Source organism: Planctomonas sp. JC2975 (genome assembly GCF_012985205.1).
Classification (GTDB): domain Bacteria; phylum Actinomycetota; class Actinomycetes; order Actinomycetales; family Microbacteriaceae; genus Humibacter.
Map to the genome: position 1 here is coordinate 482,099 of NZ_JABEKS010000002.1, position 15,667 is coordinate 497,765.

At 67.7% G+C, this 15,667-nt stretch carries 12 protein-coding genes; 8 read left to right on the forward strand and 4 right to left on the reverse strand.

Annotated elements, in window-relative coordinates:
• Position 1: 1 nt before the first annotated feature.
• A complete protein-coding gene (locus tag HII28_RS15640; RefSeq protein WP_240978314.1) occupies positions 2-1,882 on the reverse strand; it encodes an amino acid transporter in 1,881 nt (626 codons plus the stop codon).
• Between the two features lie 335 nt (positions 1,883-2,217).
• Between HII28_RS15640 and HII28_RS15645 the strand changes: the two genes are divergently transcribed.
• Together HII28_RS15645 and HII28_RS15650 are read left to right on the forward strand one after the other, a co-directional pair.
• Positions 2,218-3,408, forward strand: coding sequence for an inorganic phosphate transporter (locus HII28_RS15645; RefSeq protein WP_170026746.1), 1,191 nt, complete (start codon positions 2,218-2,220; stop codon positions 3,406-3,408).
• Positions 3,405-3,737: a peptidase gene (locus HII28_RS15650; protein ID WP_170026747.1), complete on the forward strand. Its 333-nt coding sequence runs from the start codon at positions 3,405-3,407 to the stop codon at positions 3,735-3,737. Before HII28_RS15645 ends, HII28_RS15650 begins: the two co-directional genes overlap by 4 nt.
• 85 nt (positions 3,738-3,822) lie before the next feature.
• On the opposite strand, the gene HII28_RS15655 is transcribed toward HII28_RS15650, so the two are convergent.
• Positions 3,823-5,109 carry a solute carrier family 23 protein gene (locus HII28_RS15655; RefSeq protein WP_170026748.1) on the reverse strand — a complete coding sequence of 429 codons (1,287 nt, stop codon included), beginning with the start codon at positions 5,107-5,109 and terminating at the stop codon, positions 3,823-3,825.
• 159 nt (positions 5,110-5,268) lie between these two features.
• On the opposite strand from HII28_RS15655, the gene HII28_RS15660 reads away from it, so the two are divergent.
• From HII28_RS15660 to HII28_RS15670, 3 genes are all read left to right on the forward strand, one after another.
• Positions 5,269-6,711 carry an NCS2 family permease gene (locus tag HII28_RS15660; RefSeq protein WP_170026749.1) on the forward strand — a complete coding sequence of 481 codons (1,443 nt, stop codon included), beginning with the start codon at positions 5,269-5,271 and terminating at the stop codon, positions 6,709-6,711.
• Positions 6,712-6,856: 145 nt separating this feature from the next.
• On the forward strand, positions 6,857-8,248 hold the full coding sequence (locus HII28_RS15665; RefSeq protein WP_170026750.1) for an aldehyde dehydrogenase family protein: 1,392 nt from the start codon (positions 6,857-6,859) through the stop codon (positions 8,246-8,248).
• A gap of 227 nt (positions 8,249-8,475) precedes the next feature.
• Positions 8,476-9,960, forward strand: a complete 1,485-nt coding sequence (locus tag HII28_RS15670) for an aspartate ammonia-lyase (protein ID WP_170026886.1) — start codon at positions 8,476-8,478, stop codon at positions 9,958-9,960.
• A gap of 119 nt (positions 9,961-10,079) precedes the next feature.
• Here HII28_RS15670 and HII28_RS15675 read toward each other — a convergent pair whose 3' ends face one another.
• Positions 10,080-10,955, reverse strand: coding sequence for a fumarylacetoacetate hydrolase family protein (locus HII28_RS15675; RefSeq protein ID WP_170026751.1), 876 nt, complete (start codon positions 10,953-10,955; stop codon positions 10,080-10,082).
• 105 nt (positions 10,956-11,060) lie between these two features.
• On the opposite strand from HII28_RS15675, the gene HII28_RS15680 reads away from it, so the two are divergent.
• Positions 11,061-11,996, forward strand: coding sequence for an alpha/beta hydrolase (locus HII28_RS15680; RefSeq protein ID WP_346769362.1), 936 nt, complete (start codon positions 11,061-11,063; stop codon positions 11,994-11,996).
• A gap of 70 nt (positions 11,997-12,066) precedes the next feature.
• On the opposite strand, the gene HII28_RS15685 is transcribed toward HII28_RS15680, so the two are convergent.
• Positions 12,067-12,837, reverse strand: coding sequence for a glycosyltransferase family 2 protein (locus HII28_RS15685; RefSeq protein ID WP_170026752.1), 771 nt, complete (start codon positions 12,835-12,837; stop codon positions 12,067-12,069).
• A 151-nt stretch (positions 12,838-12,988) separates the two neighbouring features.
• Here HII28_RS15685 and HII28_RS15690 point away from each other — a divergent pair, with 151 nt between their 5' ends.
• Together HII28_RS15690 and HII28_RS15695 are read left to right on the forward strand one after the other, a co-directional pair.
• Entirely contained in the window at positions 12,989-14,371 is a 1,383-nt protein-coding gene (locus HII28_RS15690; protein ID WP_170026753.1) for an FAD-linked oxidase C-terminal domain-containing protein, read from the forward strand.
• On the forward strand, positions 14,368-15,510 hold the full coding sequence (locus tag HII28_RS15695; RefSeq protein ID WP_170026754.1) for a PrsW family intramembrane metalloprotease: 1,143 nt from the start codon (positions 14,368-14,370) through the stop codon (positions 15,508-15,510). The genes HII28_RS15690 and HII28_RS15695 overlap by 4 nt, the downstream gene beginning before the upstream one ends.
• The last annotated feature ends 157 nt before the right edge of the window (positions 15,511-15,667 follow it).

Consider the following 15,667-nt stretch of genomic DNA (forward strand, 5'->3'; position numbering starts at 1 on the left):
ATCAACTTACGTGCACGTGCGGGCGTCTCTTCGTGTCGGGCTCGGTCTCGCGCAGCACCTCACGGGTGACCGGCGCCACCTCGCCCGTGCCGGTGACGAGGAAGCGCAGCATGTTCGAGACCGGATTGCCCTCAGTCCACTCGAAGTAGATCTCGGGCACGACCCCCGTCTCGTCGCGGATCTGCAGCAGAACGGCAGCGATGGTGTTCGGCACGTTCGCGCTCGTGACCTGCAGCACGCGATAGCCGTGCTTGGCCACGCCGACGACCTCGAGGTCTTCCTCGAAGTCCGAGGAATCGCGGGGCAGCACCTCGAGGAAGATGATGGGCGAGCCCTGCGGAATGTGCGCGAAACGTCGCTCGTCCTTGCTCTTCTGGGCGTACTCCTGCACGGTGTCGACGTCGGGCTCGTGCGAGACGATCCGGATGGTGCCGAACTCCTCCGCGTCTTCGGAGACGAATCCCGCCGCCGTGAGGCTCAGGCGCACAGAAGTCGCACGAAGCTGGAACGACCGGCGCACCCGCGACAGGATCGAGACCAGGATGATCCCGAGGATGAACCAGGCCGCGATCCGCACGCCGTCAGGGCGTTCGACGATGTTGTCGATCGTCGTGTAGACGAACACGGCGGCGATCACGAAGAAGGCGATCAGGCGCCAACGCTGACGCTTGCGCCACGCGGAGAGCGCGACGGCGACGGCGGCCGACGTGATCAGCACGAGCACGCCCGTTGCGTACGCGCCGCCCTGACGATCGACGTTGGCGTCGAAGATCCACGTGATGAGGAACGCGATCAGCGTGAAGACGACCACAAGGGGGCGGATGGCGCGTGCCCACTGCGGTGCCATCCCGTAGCGGGGCAGGTAGCGCGGCACGAGGTTGAGCAGCCCGGCCATCGCTGAGGCTCCGGCGAACCACAGGATCGCGATGGTCGAGATGTCGTACACGGTGCCGAACACCGGACCCAGGTACTCGTGCGCGAGGAAGGCAAGGGCCCGCCCGTTCGCCGCGCCTCCCGGCTGGAACTCCTTCTGCGGAATGAGGATCGTCGTCACGAAGCTCGACGTGATGAGGAAGCAGCTCATGATGATGGCGGCCGTGGTGAGGAGACGTCCCGCACCGCGGATCCGTCCGGCCGGCTTGTCAGGGGTGTCCGTCGGATCGCCCTTGATCTGCGGCATGACCGCGACGCCCGTCTCGAATCCGGACAGGCCGAGCGCGAGCTTCGGGAAGACCAGCAGTGCTATGCCCACCACGAGCAGCGGATCGCCGTGGGTCGCCGTGAGGGCGGCCCACCAGTCCGTCACCTCCATCGGACGCTCGGCCACCTGACCGAGCGCGACGGCGACCACCACGACGTTCAGCGCCAGGTACACGCCGACGAGAACGGTGGCCACGCCGATCGCCTCGGAGAAGCCCATCAGGAAGACGGCGCCCAGCAGGATGATCAGGATGAGCGTCACCGGCACGTTGCCGCCGTGCATCCAGGCCGGAGCGAGTGGATTCTCGATGGCGTGCGCTGCGCCGTCCGCGGCAGACAGCGTGATGGTGATCATGAAGTCGGTTGCCGCGAATCCGAGCAGCACGAGAACGAAGAGCTTGCCAGCCCACCACGGCAGCAGGCGCTCGAGCATCGCGATCGAGCCGGATCCGCGGAAGCTCTCCTTCGCCACCCGTCGGTACACGGGCAGGGCGCCGAGAAGTGTCAGGGCGACGAGCACGATCGTGGCCAGCGGCGAGATGAGGCCGGCCGCAAGAGCCGCAATGCCCGGCTGGTATCCGAGGGTCGAGAAGTAGTCGAGACCGGTCAGGCACATAACTCGCCACCACGAGTGGGTCTTCTCGACAGACTCGGCGTGCGGTCCCTGGCTGGGTGCGGCCATGCCTTGCAGGAACCACGACCGGAAACGGCCGCGCGGCTGTGCAGTTGTGGTCACCCGGTCAGACTAAGCGCCCATCACCTGTGCGGATGCCCGGCCGAAGCCGAGTCGACATCGTCACGTCTCAGGGTTCGCAAAGGTTCACCCAAGGGTCGACGTAGATGACCGGCATCCGCCGTCGAACCCAGCCGCGTCGAGTTGACCCGCTCACCGCCACATGTGACCATCGACTGAGGTCTTAACGCACGGTGTCAGACGGGTGAACTCCCGGATGCGCCGCCCGGTGCATTCCGGAGCGGGCTGACCGCAACCGTGCCCGTTCCTCGAGAAAGACGTCGGTGGAGTTCACCCTGATCGTCGTGCTGGTGATCGTGCTGGCGCTCTTCTTCGATTTCACCAACGGCTTTCACGACACCGCCAACGCGATGGCGACGCCGATCGCCACCGGCGCGATGAAGCCGAAGATCGCCGTCGCACTCGCCGCGGTGCTCAATCTGGTCGGCGCGTTCCTGTCCACCGAGGTGGCGAAGACCATCTCGAGCGGCCTCATCAAGGAGGGCGACGGCGGCGTGCAGATCACGCCGACGATGATCTTCGCCGGACTGGTCGGCGCAATCATCTGGAATCTCGTCACGTGGCTGTACGGACTGCCATCGTCCTCCAGTCATGCGCTGTTCGGCGGACTGATCGGCGCCGCCATCGTCGGCGCCGGATTCGCGTCGGTGGACTACGTCGTGCTGCTCGACAAGGTGATCCTGCCCGCTCTGCTCTCACCTGCGATCGCCGGCCTGGTCGCCTTCGGCGCCACCCGCCTCGCCTACGCGATCACGAGGCGGTACGACAATCTTCCCGACGGCCGCGCCGGATTCCGCTTCGCCCAGATCTTCTCGTCGTCACTGGTGGCGCTGGCGCACGGAACGAACGACGCGCAGAAGACCATGGGCGTCATCACGCTCGTGCTCATCTCGGCCGGGGTGCTCGCTCCCGGGTCGAATCCGCCGGTCGCCGTCATCGCGGCGTGCGCCCTGGCCATCGCGATCGGCACCTACACGGGCGGATGGCGCATCATCCGCACGCTCGGCAAGGGCCTGACCGATGTGAAGCCCGCTCAGGGCTTCGCGGCAGAGACGAGCACGGCGGCGACCATCCTTGCCTCATCGCACCTCGGATTCGCGCTGTCGACCACGCAGGTGGCATCCGGTTCCGTGATCGGATCCGGCCTCGGGCGCCGCGGCTCCAGCGTGCGCTGGGGCACGGCAGGCCGCATCGGTCTCGGCTGGCTCATGACCCTTCCAGCAGCCGCGATCGTCGGTGCCATCACCGCCTTCATCGGACTTCTCGGCCCTGTCGGCGTCGCGATCGACCTCGTGGTGGCGGTGGCTGTCATCGTGCTGATCTTCGCCCTCTCGCGGCGCAACAACGTGCACGCCCACAACGCCTTCGAGGGCGTCAGCGAGGTCGCGGAGTCCGGCCGCGTCGTCAAGATCCGCAAGGTCAAGCCGAAGGACGCGAGACGGAGCGCAGCATGATCGACTGGATCGCCTTCCTCCTCGTCGCCGCTGCGGCGCTGCTGTCTGCGTGCATCGTCGTCTCGCTCTACGCGCTCGGGCTGCGGATGCTCTCTACGGCCGGCAAGGCGCCGAACGTCACCCCCGCCGAGTTCACCGACGCGATCACCATCGTCACTCCGACCGAGGCTGCGGCGGAGGCCAAGCGCATCAAGAAGGCGGCGAAGCGCAACCCGCTGACGCCGTTGCAGAAGCGTCTTGCGCTGATCGTCGCCTACGTGTGCTTCGTGCTGTGCGGTGCCGTCGTGCTCTTCGGTATCTACCTCATCGTCCCGGCGCTGCACCAGTAGCCCCAGCGCCCCTCCTCGCGAGGGTGCGCGTCTTCTCCTCCTGAGGGTGCGCGTTTCTCCTCCCGAGGGTGCGCGTTTCTGCCGGTCAGTCCGTGCCGCGCCAGCGTCCGATCGCGTTCATCAGGTGGTAGATCACGATGGCGGCGACGGTTCCGAGCACGATTCCGCCGAGCAGGATGCCGCTCTTCGGGTTGCCGATGACCCAGGTCAGGTTGCCAACGCCGATGACGAGCGCGACGGCGGCGGTGAACTGGTTCTTCGGCTTCGAGAAATCCACGTGGTTGTCGAGCCAGATCTTGATGCCGACGACGCCGATGAGCCCGTACAGCGCGAGTGTCGCACCGCCCAGCACCCCGGCGGGGATGGTGTTCAGCACGGCGCCGACCTTGGGGGAGAGGCCGAGCAACACGGCGACGATTCCGGCCACCCAGTACGCCGCAGTGGAATACACCTTGGTGGCCGCCATCACGCCGATGTTCTCGCCGTAGGTGGTCGTTCCGGAACCTCCGAAGAACCCGGCGAGAGTGGTGGCGAGGCCGTCGGCGAAGAGCGCGCGTCCGGTGAGCACGTTGACATCCTTGCCGGTCATCTGAGCCACGGCGCGGATGTGTCCGACGTTCTCGGCGATGAGCACGAGTACGACGGGGAGGAAGACGGGCAGGAGGCCCCAGAGTGCGGCATTCGCGAAGGGGTTCGCCGGAAGAGAGAACGTGGGCAGACCGATCCAGGCGGCCTTCGCCACCGGCGTGAAGTCGACCTGACCGAGCAGGACGGCCGCGACGTACCCGACGACCACGCCGACGAAGATCGACATGCGCCCGAGCATCCCGCGGAAGATCACCGTGCACAGGATGATCACGGCGAGGGTGATGATCGCCACCAGCGGTGACGTGCTGAAGTTCGCGACGGCGGTCGGAGCCAGGTTGAAACCGATGAGCGCCACGATCGCGCCGGCGACGATGGGTGGCATCAGCGCGTCGATCCATCCCGTACCGGTGAGCATCACGATGGCGCCGACGATGGCGAGGAGGACGCCGACGGCCAGGATCCCGAAGAGCGCCCCGCCCATTCCGTGGCTCGCGGTCGCGGCCGTGATCGGCGCGATGAATGCGAACGAGGATCCGAGATAGCTGGGGAGCCTGTTGCGGGTGATCAGGAGGAACCCGATGGTTCCGATGCCCGAGAACAGCAGAGTGGTGGACGGCGGGAAGTGCGTCAGCAACGGCACGAGGAAGGTCGCACCGAACATGGCGACGACATGCTGCGCGCCGATGCCGATCGTGCGCGGCCAGGTGAGCCGTTCGTCCGGCGCCACGACGGTCTCCGGCCTGATCGTCTTGCCGTCGCCGTGCAGAGTCCACAGGGTCGCCATCAGGCCCTCATTTCGTCGTTCCCGCGTGGGGGAGAATGGAACGCGTCGCCCGCCAGGGATCGGCATCGTCCGCGATGCTAGCGCCGTCTGGCAGTTGCCTGACAATATCGTCTCGACGCACCGCGTTCACCTTTCCTTCGCCCGATCGGAGAGAGTCCCATGTCCCAATCCGCCACCGAAACGACAACTGAGGCGCCGCCGGCCGGACGCCTCAACACGTTCTTCGAGATCTCGAAACGCGGATCCTCCTGGTGGCAGGAGGTGCGCGGCGGACTCGTCACCTTCGTGACGATGGCGTACATCATCGTGCTGAACCCGATCATCCTGTCCGGCAGCCCCGACGTGGATCACCACAAGCTGCAGTTCACGGCCGTCGCCGCGGTCACCGCGCTGACGGCGGGCGTGATGACCATCTTGTTCGGCCTCATCGCGCGACTGCCGTTCGCGTTCGCGGCCGGCCTCGGCATCAACTCGTTCCTCGCGGTGAGCGTCGTCGGACAGGTCACCTGGCCGGAGGCCATGGGACTCGTGGTGATCGACGGCGTGATCATCGTCATCCTGTCGGCGACCGGTCTGCGACGGCTGATCTTCGACGCCGTCCCGTACTCGCTGAAGATCGCGATCACCGTCGGTATCGGTCTTTTCATCGCCTTCATCGGGCTGGTGGATGCGGGATTCGTGACCACCACGAAGCTCTCGTCCCCGCCGATCGGCCTCGGCCTCGCGGGATCGATCGGGACCATCCCGACAGTCGTCTTCGTGCTCACGCTCCTGATCACGGGCGTGCTGGTGGCGCGCAAGATCAAGGGCGCCATCCTCATCGGCCTCGTCTCCGGCACCATCCTGGCGGTCGTCGCCCAGCTCATCTGGCACCTCGGTGCGCAGCCGAAGGACGCGTCGGGCTGGAACCTGAACATCCCCGAGATCACCAACTGGGTTTCGCTGCCCGACTTCAGCCTGGTCGGACAGGTGAGCTTCGACTTCAGCAAGCTCGGCGCGCTGACGGCGATCATGCTGATTTTCACCCTGGTGTTCAGCAACTTCTTCGATGCCATGGGCACCATGACCGGTCTGTCGAAGGAGGCGGGCCTCGCGAACGACGATGGGACGTTCCCGCGTCTGCGCAGCGCCCTGATCGTCGAGGGTGTCGGAGCCGTCGCCGGTGGTTTGACGTCGAGTTCGTCCAACACGGTCTTCATCGAGTCCGGCGCCGGCATCGGCGAAGGCGCTCGCACGGGCTTCTCGAACGTGGTCACGGGCGGGCTGTTCCTGTTGGCGATGTTCTTCACCCCGATCGCCCAGATCGTGCCGTCCGAGGTGGCAGCGGCCGCACTGGTCATCGTCGGTGCGCTGATGATGTCCCAGATCCGCAGCATCGACCTCTCCGACTTCTCTGTGCTGCTGCCTGTGTTCATGACGGTGATCGTCATGCCGCTGACGTACTCCATCGCCAACGGCATCGGTGCCGGGTTCATTACCTGGGTCATCGTGCAGGCGTTCTCCGGCAAGGTGCGCTCGATCAGCCCGCTGCTCTGGGTCGTGGCCGCCGGCTTCGCGATCTACTTCGCCCGCGGCCCGATCGAGTCCCTGTTCCCGCATTGATCGGGCACCGACCGTGAGCTGAGCGAAGAAGGCGCCCGGCGCGAGAGCGGCTCTCGCGCCGGGCGTCGTGCACTCCCGGAGAGGAGCTCGGGCACGCTCGCGGAAGATGAGTTGGTCATTCGACCAACAGCCGTAGTCTGTGCGCATGACTTCTGACGACATCGCAGGCATCGTGGCCGAGCGACGGCGGGCATTCGACACCGGGATCACCAAGCCGCTGAAGTGGCGGAGGGCACAGCTCGAGGGCATCCGCCGCATGCTCACCGAGCGTTCGGCGGAGTGGGAGGCGGCGCTCGCCGCCGACCTGCACCGTCCGCCGACCGAGACCCACCTCGCCGACATCAACGTCGTACTGAGCGAGATCGCTCACGCGCTGAAGCACCTGCGCCGCTGGGCTGCACCGAAACGGGTGGCGCTTCCGATGGCTCTCCAGCCCGGTCGTGGCTACGTGCTGCGCGAGCCGCTCGGCGTCGTGCTGGTGATCTCGCCGTGGAACTATCCGGTTCAGCTCCTGCTCGGGCCGGTGGTCGCCGCGCTTGCGGCCGGCAACGCCGTGGTCATGAAGCCCAGCGAGCTCGCGCCGGCCACATCCGCCGCGTTCGCAAAGCTCGTCCCGCAGTATCTGGATGCCCGCGCCGTCGCCGTCGTGGAGGGCGCGGTTCCCGAGACCACGGCGCTGCTTGAACAGCGCTTCGACCACATCTTCTACACGGGCGGAGCCCGCGTCGGACGGATCGTCGCCCGCGCCGCCGCGGAACACCTCACGCCGATCTCGCTCGAGCTCGGCGGCAAGTCCCCGTTGTACGTCGACGACTCGGTCGACCTCGCGGCAGCAGCGAAGCGGATCGCCTGGGGCAAGTTCCTGAACGCCGGCCAGACCTGCGTCGCGCCCGACTATCTCCTGGCGACGAAACCGGTCGCCGCCAAGCTCGTGCCGCTCATCGGTGATGCCGTCGCTGAGCTCTACGGCTCCGACGCGCAGGCATCGGGCGACTACTCGCGCATCGTGAACCCGGCGAGGTTCCGGGTGCTCGATGCGATGCTGGCCGACGGCACCGTCGCCGTCGGCGGCGGAACGGACGCCGACGACAAGTACATCGCCCCGACCGTGCTCACCGAGGTGGCCGAAGACGCTCCGGTGATGCAGGAGGAGATCTTCGGGCCGATCCTCCCCGTGATCGAAGTGGACGGGCACGAGGATGCCGTGCGTCGCATCGCCGCGCGCGAGAAACCGCTCGCGCTGTACGTGTTCTCGAACCGTGATGACGTGCGCAAGGCGTTCCTGCGGGGCACGTCCTCCGGTGCTGTCGGCTTCAATGTGGCCGTGGTGCAGCAGACCGTGATCGGCCTGCCGTTCGGCGGCGTCGGCGAGAGCGGAATGGGGCGCTATCGGGGTGAGGCCGGGTTCACGACGTTCAGCAACGAGAAGGCTGTGCTCAGCAAGCCGCTCGCTCCGGAGTCGCTCACGATGATTTTCCCGCCGTACACGAAGCGGACCGACGGCTTCGTGCGAGGGATGCTCCGCAAGCTGTCCTGAGCGCGATCGGGACGGCGTATGCCGTTCCGGACATGAACGGCGGCCGGCACCGCTCCGAGGGCGGATAAGCCCGGCCGCCCTGGTGTCCGGTCCGCCGGACACGCGTGCCGGATCGGGGTGCGGCGAGCCGCGTAGAGTCGCGACTGTGGACGCGCAGATGCGCCCGGAAAGGCTCAGGCCTCGTGACAGCCACCCGCGAGATCCCCGTTCAGAAACCCGACTCCGACATGTCGCCGCCGTCCGGATGGGATGCGAGCGATGGCGAGTACCGGATCGAGACGGACTCGCTCGGCGAGCGGCGCATCCCTGCTGACGCATACTGGGGGATCCACACGTCGCGCGCTCTGGAGAACTTCCCGATCGCCCACCGGCCCATCTCGGTGTACTCGACGTTCGTCGACGCTCTGGCCATGGTCAAGCTGGCAGCAGTGCGAGCCAACGCGGAGATCGGCGCGATCGATCCGGGCAAGGCGCGGCTCATCGAGCAGGCCTGCCAAGAGGTGCTGGACGGCAAGCTCCACGACCAATTCGTGGTGGGCATCATCCAGGGCGGCGCAGGCACGTCGACGAACATGAACGCCAACGAGGTGATCGCCAACCGGGCGCTCGAACTCGGCGGGTGGGAGAAGGGCGACTACGCCCGCATCCATCCCATCGACGACGTCAACCGCAGCCAGAGCACCAACGACACGTATCCGACGGCCGTGAAGATCGCGCTGTCGGTGCTGCTGCGGTCGCTGCTCGACGAGCTGTGGGCGCTGCGCGAGTCGTTCTCGCGCAAGGGCGTCGAGTTCAAGCACGTGCTCAAGGTGGGCCGCACCCAGTTGCAGGATGCCGTGCCGATGACCCTCGGACAGGAGTTCCACGGCTTCGCGACAACGCTCGCCGAGGACTACGAACGCCTGAAGGAGACCACCTGGCTGCTGTCCGAGATCAACCTCGGGGCGACGGCGATCGGCACGGGCATCACCGCCGACCCGCGCTATGCGGCTGCCGCCGTGGGCCACCTGCGGCAGATCTCCGGTCTCGAGCTCGAGTCTGCGCCCGACCTCATCGAGTCGACGAGCGACGCCGGGGCCTTCATGTCGTTCAGCGGCGCGCTCAAACGCAGCGCTGTCAAGCTCTCGAAGATCTGCAACGACCTCCGCCTGCTCTCCAGCGGCCCGCAGGCGGGCTTCGGCGAGATCACGCTTCCACCGCGCCAGGCGGGCTCCAGCATCATGCCGGGCAAGGTGAACCCGGTGATCCCCGAGGTCGTGAACCAGGTGGCGTTCAGCATCATCGGAGCGGATGCCACCGTCACGGCCGCCGCGGAAGCCGGCCAGCTTCAGCTCAACGCGTTCGAGCCCGTGATCGCCAACTTCCTGCTGCAGTCCATCACCTGGCTGAGGCAGGCGTGCCTCACTCTGCGCATCAACTGCATCGACGGGATCAGTGCCAACCAGGAGCGCCTGGACGCGATGGTCGGCTCCAGCATCGGCGTGATCACCGCGCTGACGCCGCACATCGGATACGCGGCAGCCGCAGCGCTCGCGAAGACCGCGTTGCTGACCAATCGCAACGTGGGGGACCTCGTCGTCGAGGCCGGACTGCTGCCGAGGGAGCAGGTCACCAAGCTGTTGTCCCCTGCCCGTCTCAGCGGCCTGGAGACGATCACGACGTCGATCCCGATCGTGCCCGAACATCACGGGAACCCGGACGAGCGTCTCTGACCTTCGGCGATCTCCGGATCCGAGCCGAACGGTTCCCGGCGTCGTCCGTGCCGCGAAGACTCTGAAGCATCGCCCTCACGGGCCGCGATCGTAAGGCGTGGGTTCGCCGCAACCGGGCGTCAGACCACTCTGCAGTAGGTCGTCAGGCTTCCGATGCCGGAACACGACACGGTCACCTTCGATCCGTCCTTCAGGAAGATCGGCGGCGTTCGGGAGTATCCGGCGCCGCCAGGGCTGCCGGTGGAGATGAGCGTCCCCGGTTGCAGGGTTGTGGAGCGAGAGAGGAAGGCGATCAGTTCGGCAACGGATCGGACCATCCCCGAGGTGGACGCATCCTGCAGGAGGCGTCCGTCCACCGTCGTCGCGAGCCACAGGTCCTGCGGATCGGGGATCTGGTCAGCTGTGATCACCACAGGACCGGTAGGCGTGAATCCGTCGAACGACTTGCACCGCGACCACTGGGCCTCGGAGAACTGCAGGTTGCGGGCCGTGATGTCGTTCACGACGGTGTACCCGAACACGTAGTCGAGAGCGTCGGCGACGCGTACGTTGCGGGCAGGACGTCCGATGATCACGCCGAGCTCCGCCTCGTAGTCCACCTCATCGGACAGTTCGGCAGGCCAGGTGGTTGTGGATTCGTGCGCCGTCAGAGAGTTCGGCCACAGCGCGAAGACCGTCGCGGCCTTCTCCACCTTGAGCGCCAGCTCGGCCGAGTGCGCGGCGTAGTTGGCGCCGATGGCCAGGATGACCGGCGGACGCAGCACAGCCGACGCGTGCCGCAGCTCGGAGACCGGATGCCAGAGTTCTGGCCGGCCGGCGGAATCCTTCGACGCGTTCTCCAGCATCGCCGTGAGGCCAGGACCCCGATCGATGAGGTCCTGCAGGTCGCGGGGCGCGTCATCGATCAGGTCGTCGGCGAATACGGCCCTGTCGTCGACGACGACCGCCAGGCGCGCGCCGGAGTCGTCCGGGGCTCCGAGGTGCGCGAATCTCACCTCGAAAGGCTATCCCGATGGATGGCCGGGCGTGTCGAACGGTTTCCGGGCGCGGCGCGTGCTGCCCGAACCGTGCTCGCTGCACAGGGCAATTAGGGTAGACGCGTGTCCATCGAGGAAGACCGCGCAGACGCTTCCGCGGCGGGCGGTGACCGCGGCGAGGCCCGTCGTGCTGCCGTTGCGGCGGACGCGGCGATCGGCGAAATCGACTGGGCTGTCCCGCCGGAGGGTACCGTCGTCGGGTCCTTCGACGCGCCGAGCGGGGCACTGGCGACGTGGTCGATGGGCGACCCGGCCGATCCGCGCGTCGTGCTCGTTCCCGGGGTGACGGGGTCCAAGGAGGACTTCGCGCTTCTCGGCCCGATCCTCGTCGCGGCCGGTTACAGCGTCGTCAGCTACGACCTGGCCGGCCAGTACGAGTCGGCGGATGCCGGTCCCGGGCCTGACGGCCACTACACGTACGACCTGTTCGTGGACGACCTCACAGCCGTGCTGGAGGCCGGAACGCCCGCCCACCTCCTCGGATACTCGTTCGCCGGCACCGTCGCGCAGATCGTGGCATCCAGTCGTCCTGATCTCGTGCGCAGTCTCACGCTGCTCACGGCGCCCCCGCTGCCTGGGCAGACGTTCCGCGGCGTGCGCATGATCGGCTGGATCAGCCACCTCACGAACGCCCACCAGAACGCGGGACTGATGATCTGGGGTGTCGTCACGAACAAGAACAAGGTGGGGCCGCTTCGACTGGACTTCGTACGGTCTCGCTTCGAAACCACCAGGCGCGCGTCCGTCGACGACATCATCCGTCTCATGCGGCACACTCCAGACCTGGCCGAGCCGCTGAGGGCGACGCGCATCCCCTCGTTGGTCGTGACAGGTGAGCACGACCTCTGGCCGGTCGAACTGCACGCCGCGTTCGCCGACAGGATCGGGGCCCGCCTCGCCGTCTACCGCACCGGTCACAGTCCGTGCGAGACGGCTCCGCACCAGCTCGCCCACGACATGCTCGAGCTGTTCGCGGTCGCCGAAGGCACGGCATCCTGACGGAACGTGCGGGCGGGGCCGGCCGGTAGAACGGCCGAGATGCCGGTCGCGCCTGGCTGACTGAACTCCGTCAGACGGTGCTCGTCGCGTCGCCGTCGTCGGTGGCGTGCTCCGCCTGATACGCCTCGCGCGCGTCGCGGATGCGCCACGGCGCCGCCTCCGGCCAGTTCATGCGGAACGTGAGGAACGCCCAGCCGAGGCGCCGGCCGAAGCCGCGCCAGGTGGCGAACGGACGCGCGGAGATGCCGACGCGCAGCGTGTCGTCGACACGCACTATCGCGTCTGGCGGGAGGTGAAGGCTCAGATCGAGGTCGTCGTGCACTCGGCGCAGGTCGCTGTGCACGAGCGTGCGCACCCGTCCCCAGAGTTCCCGCCGCATGGCGAAGTTGGACCCGAAGATCGGCCCGTTGTCGAGCCAGAGCGCGCCGAACCAGAAGTATCCGCCGATGTACAGGTTCTCGCCGAGCCAGGTGACGAGCGGATTGCCGTCGTAGAACTCGCCGGGGCCGGTAAGCGCGCCGATCTCCGGGGAAACCGTGAACTCGGCGTCGATGTGCGCCAGCCAGTCGGCGGGCGGTCGGGAGTCGGCATCCAGGCGGGCGATGATGTCGCCGGACGCGGCGTCGTAGCCGGCGGACGCCGCGGGGAAGATTCCGCGAATGGGCTGGTGCACGACTGTTGCGCCGAGCGAGCGCGCGACATCCGCCGTCTCGTCCGTGCTCGCGTTGTCGACGACGATGATCTGGTCGGCCTGGCGGATCTGCTCCTTCAACCGATGGAGGCATTCGCGCAGCATGACCGCGTCGTTGTAGGCGGGGATCACCACGGAGATCGTGGACACGTTCTGCGGCACTCCTCACCGGCAGAGCGATCGGTGATGCCTCGGCTGCCGTCCCCCGATCCTACGCGTAAGATTCCCGTGCGCGCGGCGGTCGGCGCGCGAGCCAGCACGACGACCAGGCGACGGCCGATGACGACCCACGAGGAGCCGGATGCCCGATCCGATCGAACGACTCACGGCCGAGCTCGGGGACGCGTTCACAGCGGATCCCGCCGCAGTGCAGGGGGCGCGGGCCGACAGATCGGGGTGGGTGTCGGCATCCGCTCCGCTCGGGATCGTGCGGGCGACGGGCGTCGAGCACGTGCAGGCCGCGATGCGGATCGCGACGGAGCACCGCCTTCCTGTCGTTCCGCGCGGCGCGGGGACGGGTCTCGCGGGCGGAGCAGCGGGATCCGGCGGCGAGATCGTCATCGACGTCTCCGGCATGAACCGCGTGCTGGAGATCGCGCCGGGCGATGAGCTGGCGGTCGTGGAACCCGGCGTGATCAATGCCGACCTGGACGCAGCGCTGGCGCCGCACGGACTCTGGTTCGCACCGGATCCTGCCAGCAAGGCCATCTCGACGGTCGGCGGCAACATCGCGACGAACGCGGGAGGCCTGCTCTGCGCGAAGTACGGGGTGACGCGCGAAGCGGTGCTCGGTCTGGCGGTCGTGCTCGCCGACGGACGTCTGCTCACCACGGGCCACCGAACGGTGAAGGGAGTCACCGGCTACGACCTGACGGCGTTGTTCGTGGGGTCGGAGGGCACGCTGGGTGTCATCGTCGAGGCCACGGTGCGTGCGCTTCCGAGGCCGCCACGAGCCGGATCCACCGTCGTCGGGCTCTTCCCCGGCGTGCGCGAGGCGGCGGCCGCCTCCGCCGCGATCACGGCCGCGAGGCTGCGGCCGTCGTTGTGCGAGCTGATCGACGGCACGGCCCTCGGCATCATCCGCGAGCACCTGGCCGACGATGCCGGGCGTGCGGAGGAGCTGCTCGGCACGGGCGGGGCCGGCGCATCGCTCATCGTTCAGTTCGACGACGCGGATGCCGCGACCCGCGCCGCAGCATCCGTCGCGCTCGTGCAGAGCGCAGGGGGAACGGCACGGGTGTCGTCCGATCCCGAGGAGTCCGAGCGCCTGCTCGAGCTGCGCAGGGCCTTCCATCCGGCGCTCGTGGCGCACGGTGAGGTGCTGATCGAGGATGTCGCGGTTCCCCGCACCAGGCTTGCGGACATGTTCGAGGAGATCGGGCGGATCGAGCGCGAGTTCGGGGTGAGCATCCCGACAGTGGCGCACGCGGCTGACGGCAATCTGCACCCGAACTTCGTCTACGAAGGGGGAGACGTTCCAGAAGTGATCTGGCGTGCGGCAGACGAACTGTTCACCGCGGCGCTGCGACTCGGCGGGACGCTGACCGGCGAGCACGGCGTCGGCGTGTTGAAACGGCGTTGGCTGCGCGATGAGCTCGGTGAGGACTCCTACGATCTGCAGCGGGGGATCAAGACCGTCTTCGATCCGCTCGGCATCCTCAATCCCGGAAAGGTCTTCATGTGACGAACGGCACACCGGCCGGCCGGCCATCAGGCGCTCCGCCGCTGCCAGCTCCGCCCCTGCGCCCGCGCACGAAGACCAGCACGGTCGTGTGGACGATCATCGGGCTCATCCTGCTCACGCAGCTCCTGGTCGTCGTCTTCGCGTACCTCGTGCTGGCATTCGGCGCAGGGCTGGTCGCGGTGAGCGCACTGCTGGCGCTCGTGCCTCTGGCCATCGTCGTGCTCACCGCGTTGTGGATCGATGCGTGGGAGCCGGAGCCGTGGGCCGCGAAGCTGTTCGCGGCGCTCTGGGGTGCGGCGGCGGCGATCACGATCGCGTTGCTGGTGGACATCGGACAGCACTTCTTGACGCCGATCCCTGAGGACTCCATGCTGTCGGCCGTCGTCCGTGCGCCGATCGTCGAGGAATCGGCGAAGGGCGCCGCGCTGCTCATCCTCGTGTTCGCGGCCAGGCGCACCTTCGACGGACCCATCGACGGCATCGTCTACGCGGCGTTCACCGCAGGCGGATTCGCGTTCGTGGAGAACATCCAGTACTTCGGGACGGCCATCCACGACGGGGGCGCCGGGCAGGCGGCGACGGTGTTCGTGCTGCGCGCGCTGTTCTCGCCGTTCGCCCACGTGCTGTTCACCTCGTGCACCGGCCTGGCCCTCGGGCTGGCGGCACGCAAGAGGGGCGTCGGCAGGATTCTCGCCGCGTTCATCGTCGGGCTGGCAGCCGCGATCGTGCTGCACGCGGTCTGGAACTTCGCTGGCTACGTCGGATTCTGGGGGGTCTACCTGTTCTTCGAGCTGCCCATCTTCGTCGCGGCGGTCGTCACGGTGGTGCTGCTTCGAGTGCGCGAGCAGCACCAGACCAGGGAGCGGCTCGAGGATTACGGGCGAGCCGGCTGGTTCACCCCTGACGAGGTGGCGCTGTACGGAACCCGCGCCGGCCGGCGCCGGGTCCGCGCCTGGGCGAGGGCGAGAGGTGGCGAGGCGCCGGCGATCATCCATTCCATGGTGAGGGAGACGACTCGTCTCGCCATGGACCGGCAACGCGTGGTCACCGGTTCGGCGGACGCCGACACCGCGGCCGACGAGGCTGCTCTGCTGGCCGACATCAGCGCCTCCCGCACCAGGCTCTACGCCCTCGGATGACGGTCGACGGCCCCGACGCAAAACTCACCGCCCGGTGGTGCGGCAATGCCTGCAGCCGAATCCGGACGGCGAGTTGGTCTTTACCCAGAGTGCGCCGCTCGGCACAGGATTGCAAGCTCTGCGGGTGCTGCTGTTCGCGCGTGGCGGATCCGCTTTG

What these genes read in the sequence shown, in the direction of transcription:
- HII28_RS15640 (WP_240978314.1), bottom strand. Translation starts at nt 1,882, where the DNA reads ATGGCCGCACCCAGCCAGGGACCGCACGCCGAGTCTGTCGAGAAGACC.
- HII28_RS15650 (WP_170026747.1), top strand. Translation starts at nt 3,405, where the DNA reads ATGATCGACTGGATCGCCTTCCTCCTCGTCGCCGCTGCGGCGCTGCTG.
- HII28_RS15655 (WP_170026748.1), bottom strand. Translation starts at nt 5,109, where the DNA reads ATGGCGACCCTGTGGACTCTGCACGGCGACGGCAAGACGATCAGGCCG.
- HII28_RS15660 (WP_170026749.1), top strand. Translation starts at nt 5,269, where the DNA reads ATGTCCCAATCCGCCACCGAAACGACAACTGAGGCGCCGCCGGCCGGA.
- HII28_RS15665 (WP_170026750.1), top strand. Translation starts at nt 6,857, where the DNA reads ATGACTTCTGACGACATCGCAGGCATCGTGGCCGAGCGACGGCGGGCA.
- HII28_RS15670 (WP_170026886.1), top strand. Translation starts at nt 8,476, where the DNA reads ATGTCGCCGCCGTCCGGATGGGATGCGAGCGATGGCGAGTACCGGATC.
- HII28_RS15690 (WP_170026753.1), top strand. Translation starts at nt 12,989, where the DNA reads ATGCCCGATCCGATCGAACGACTCACGGCCGAGCTCGGGGACGCGTTC.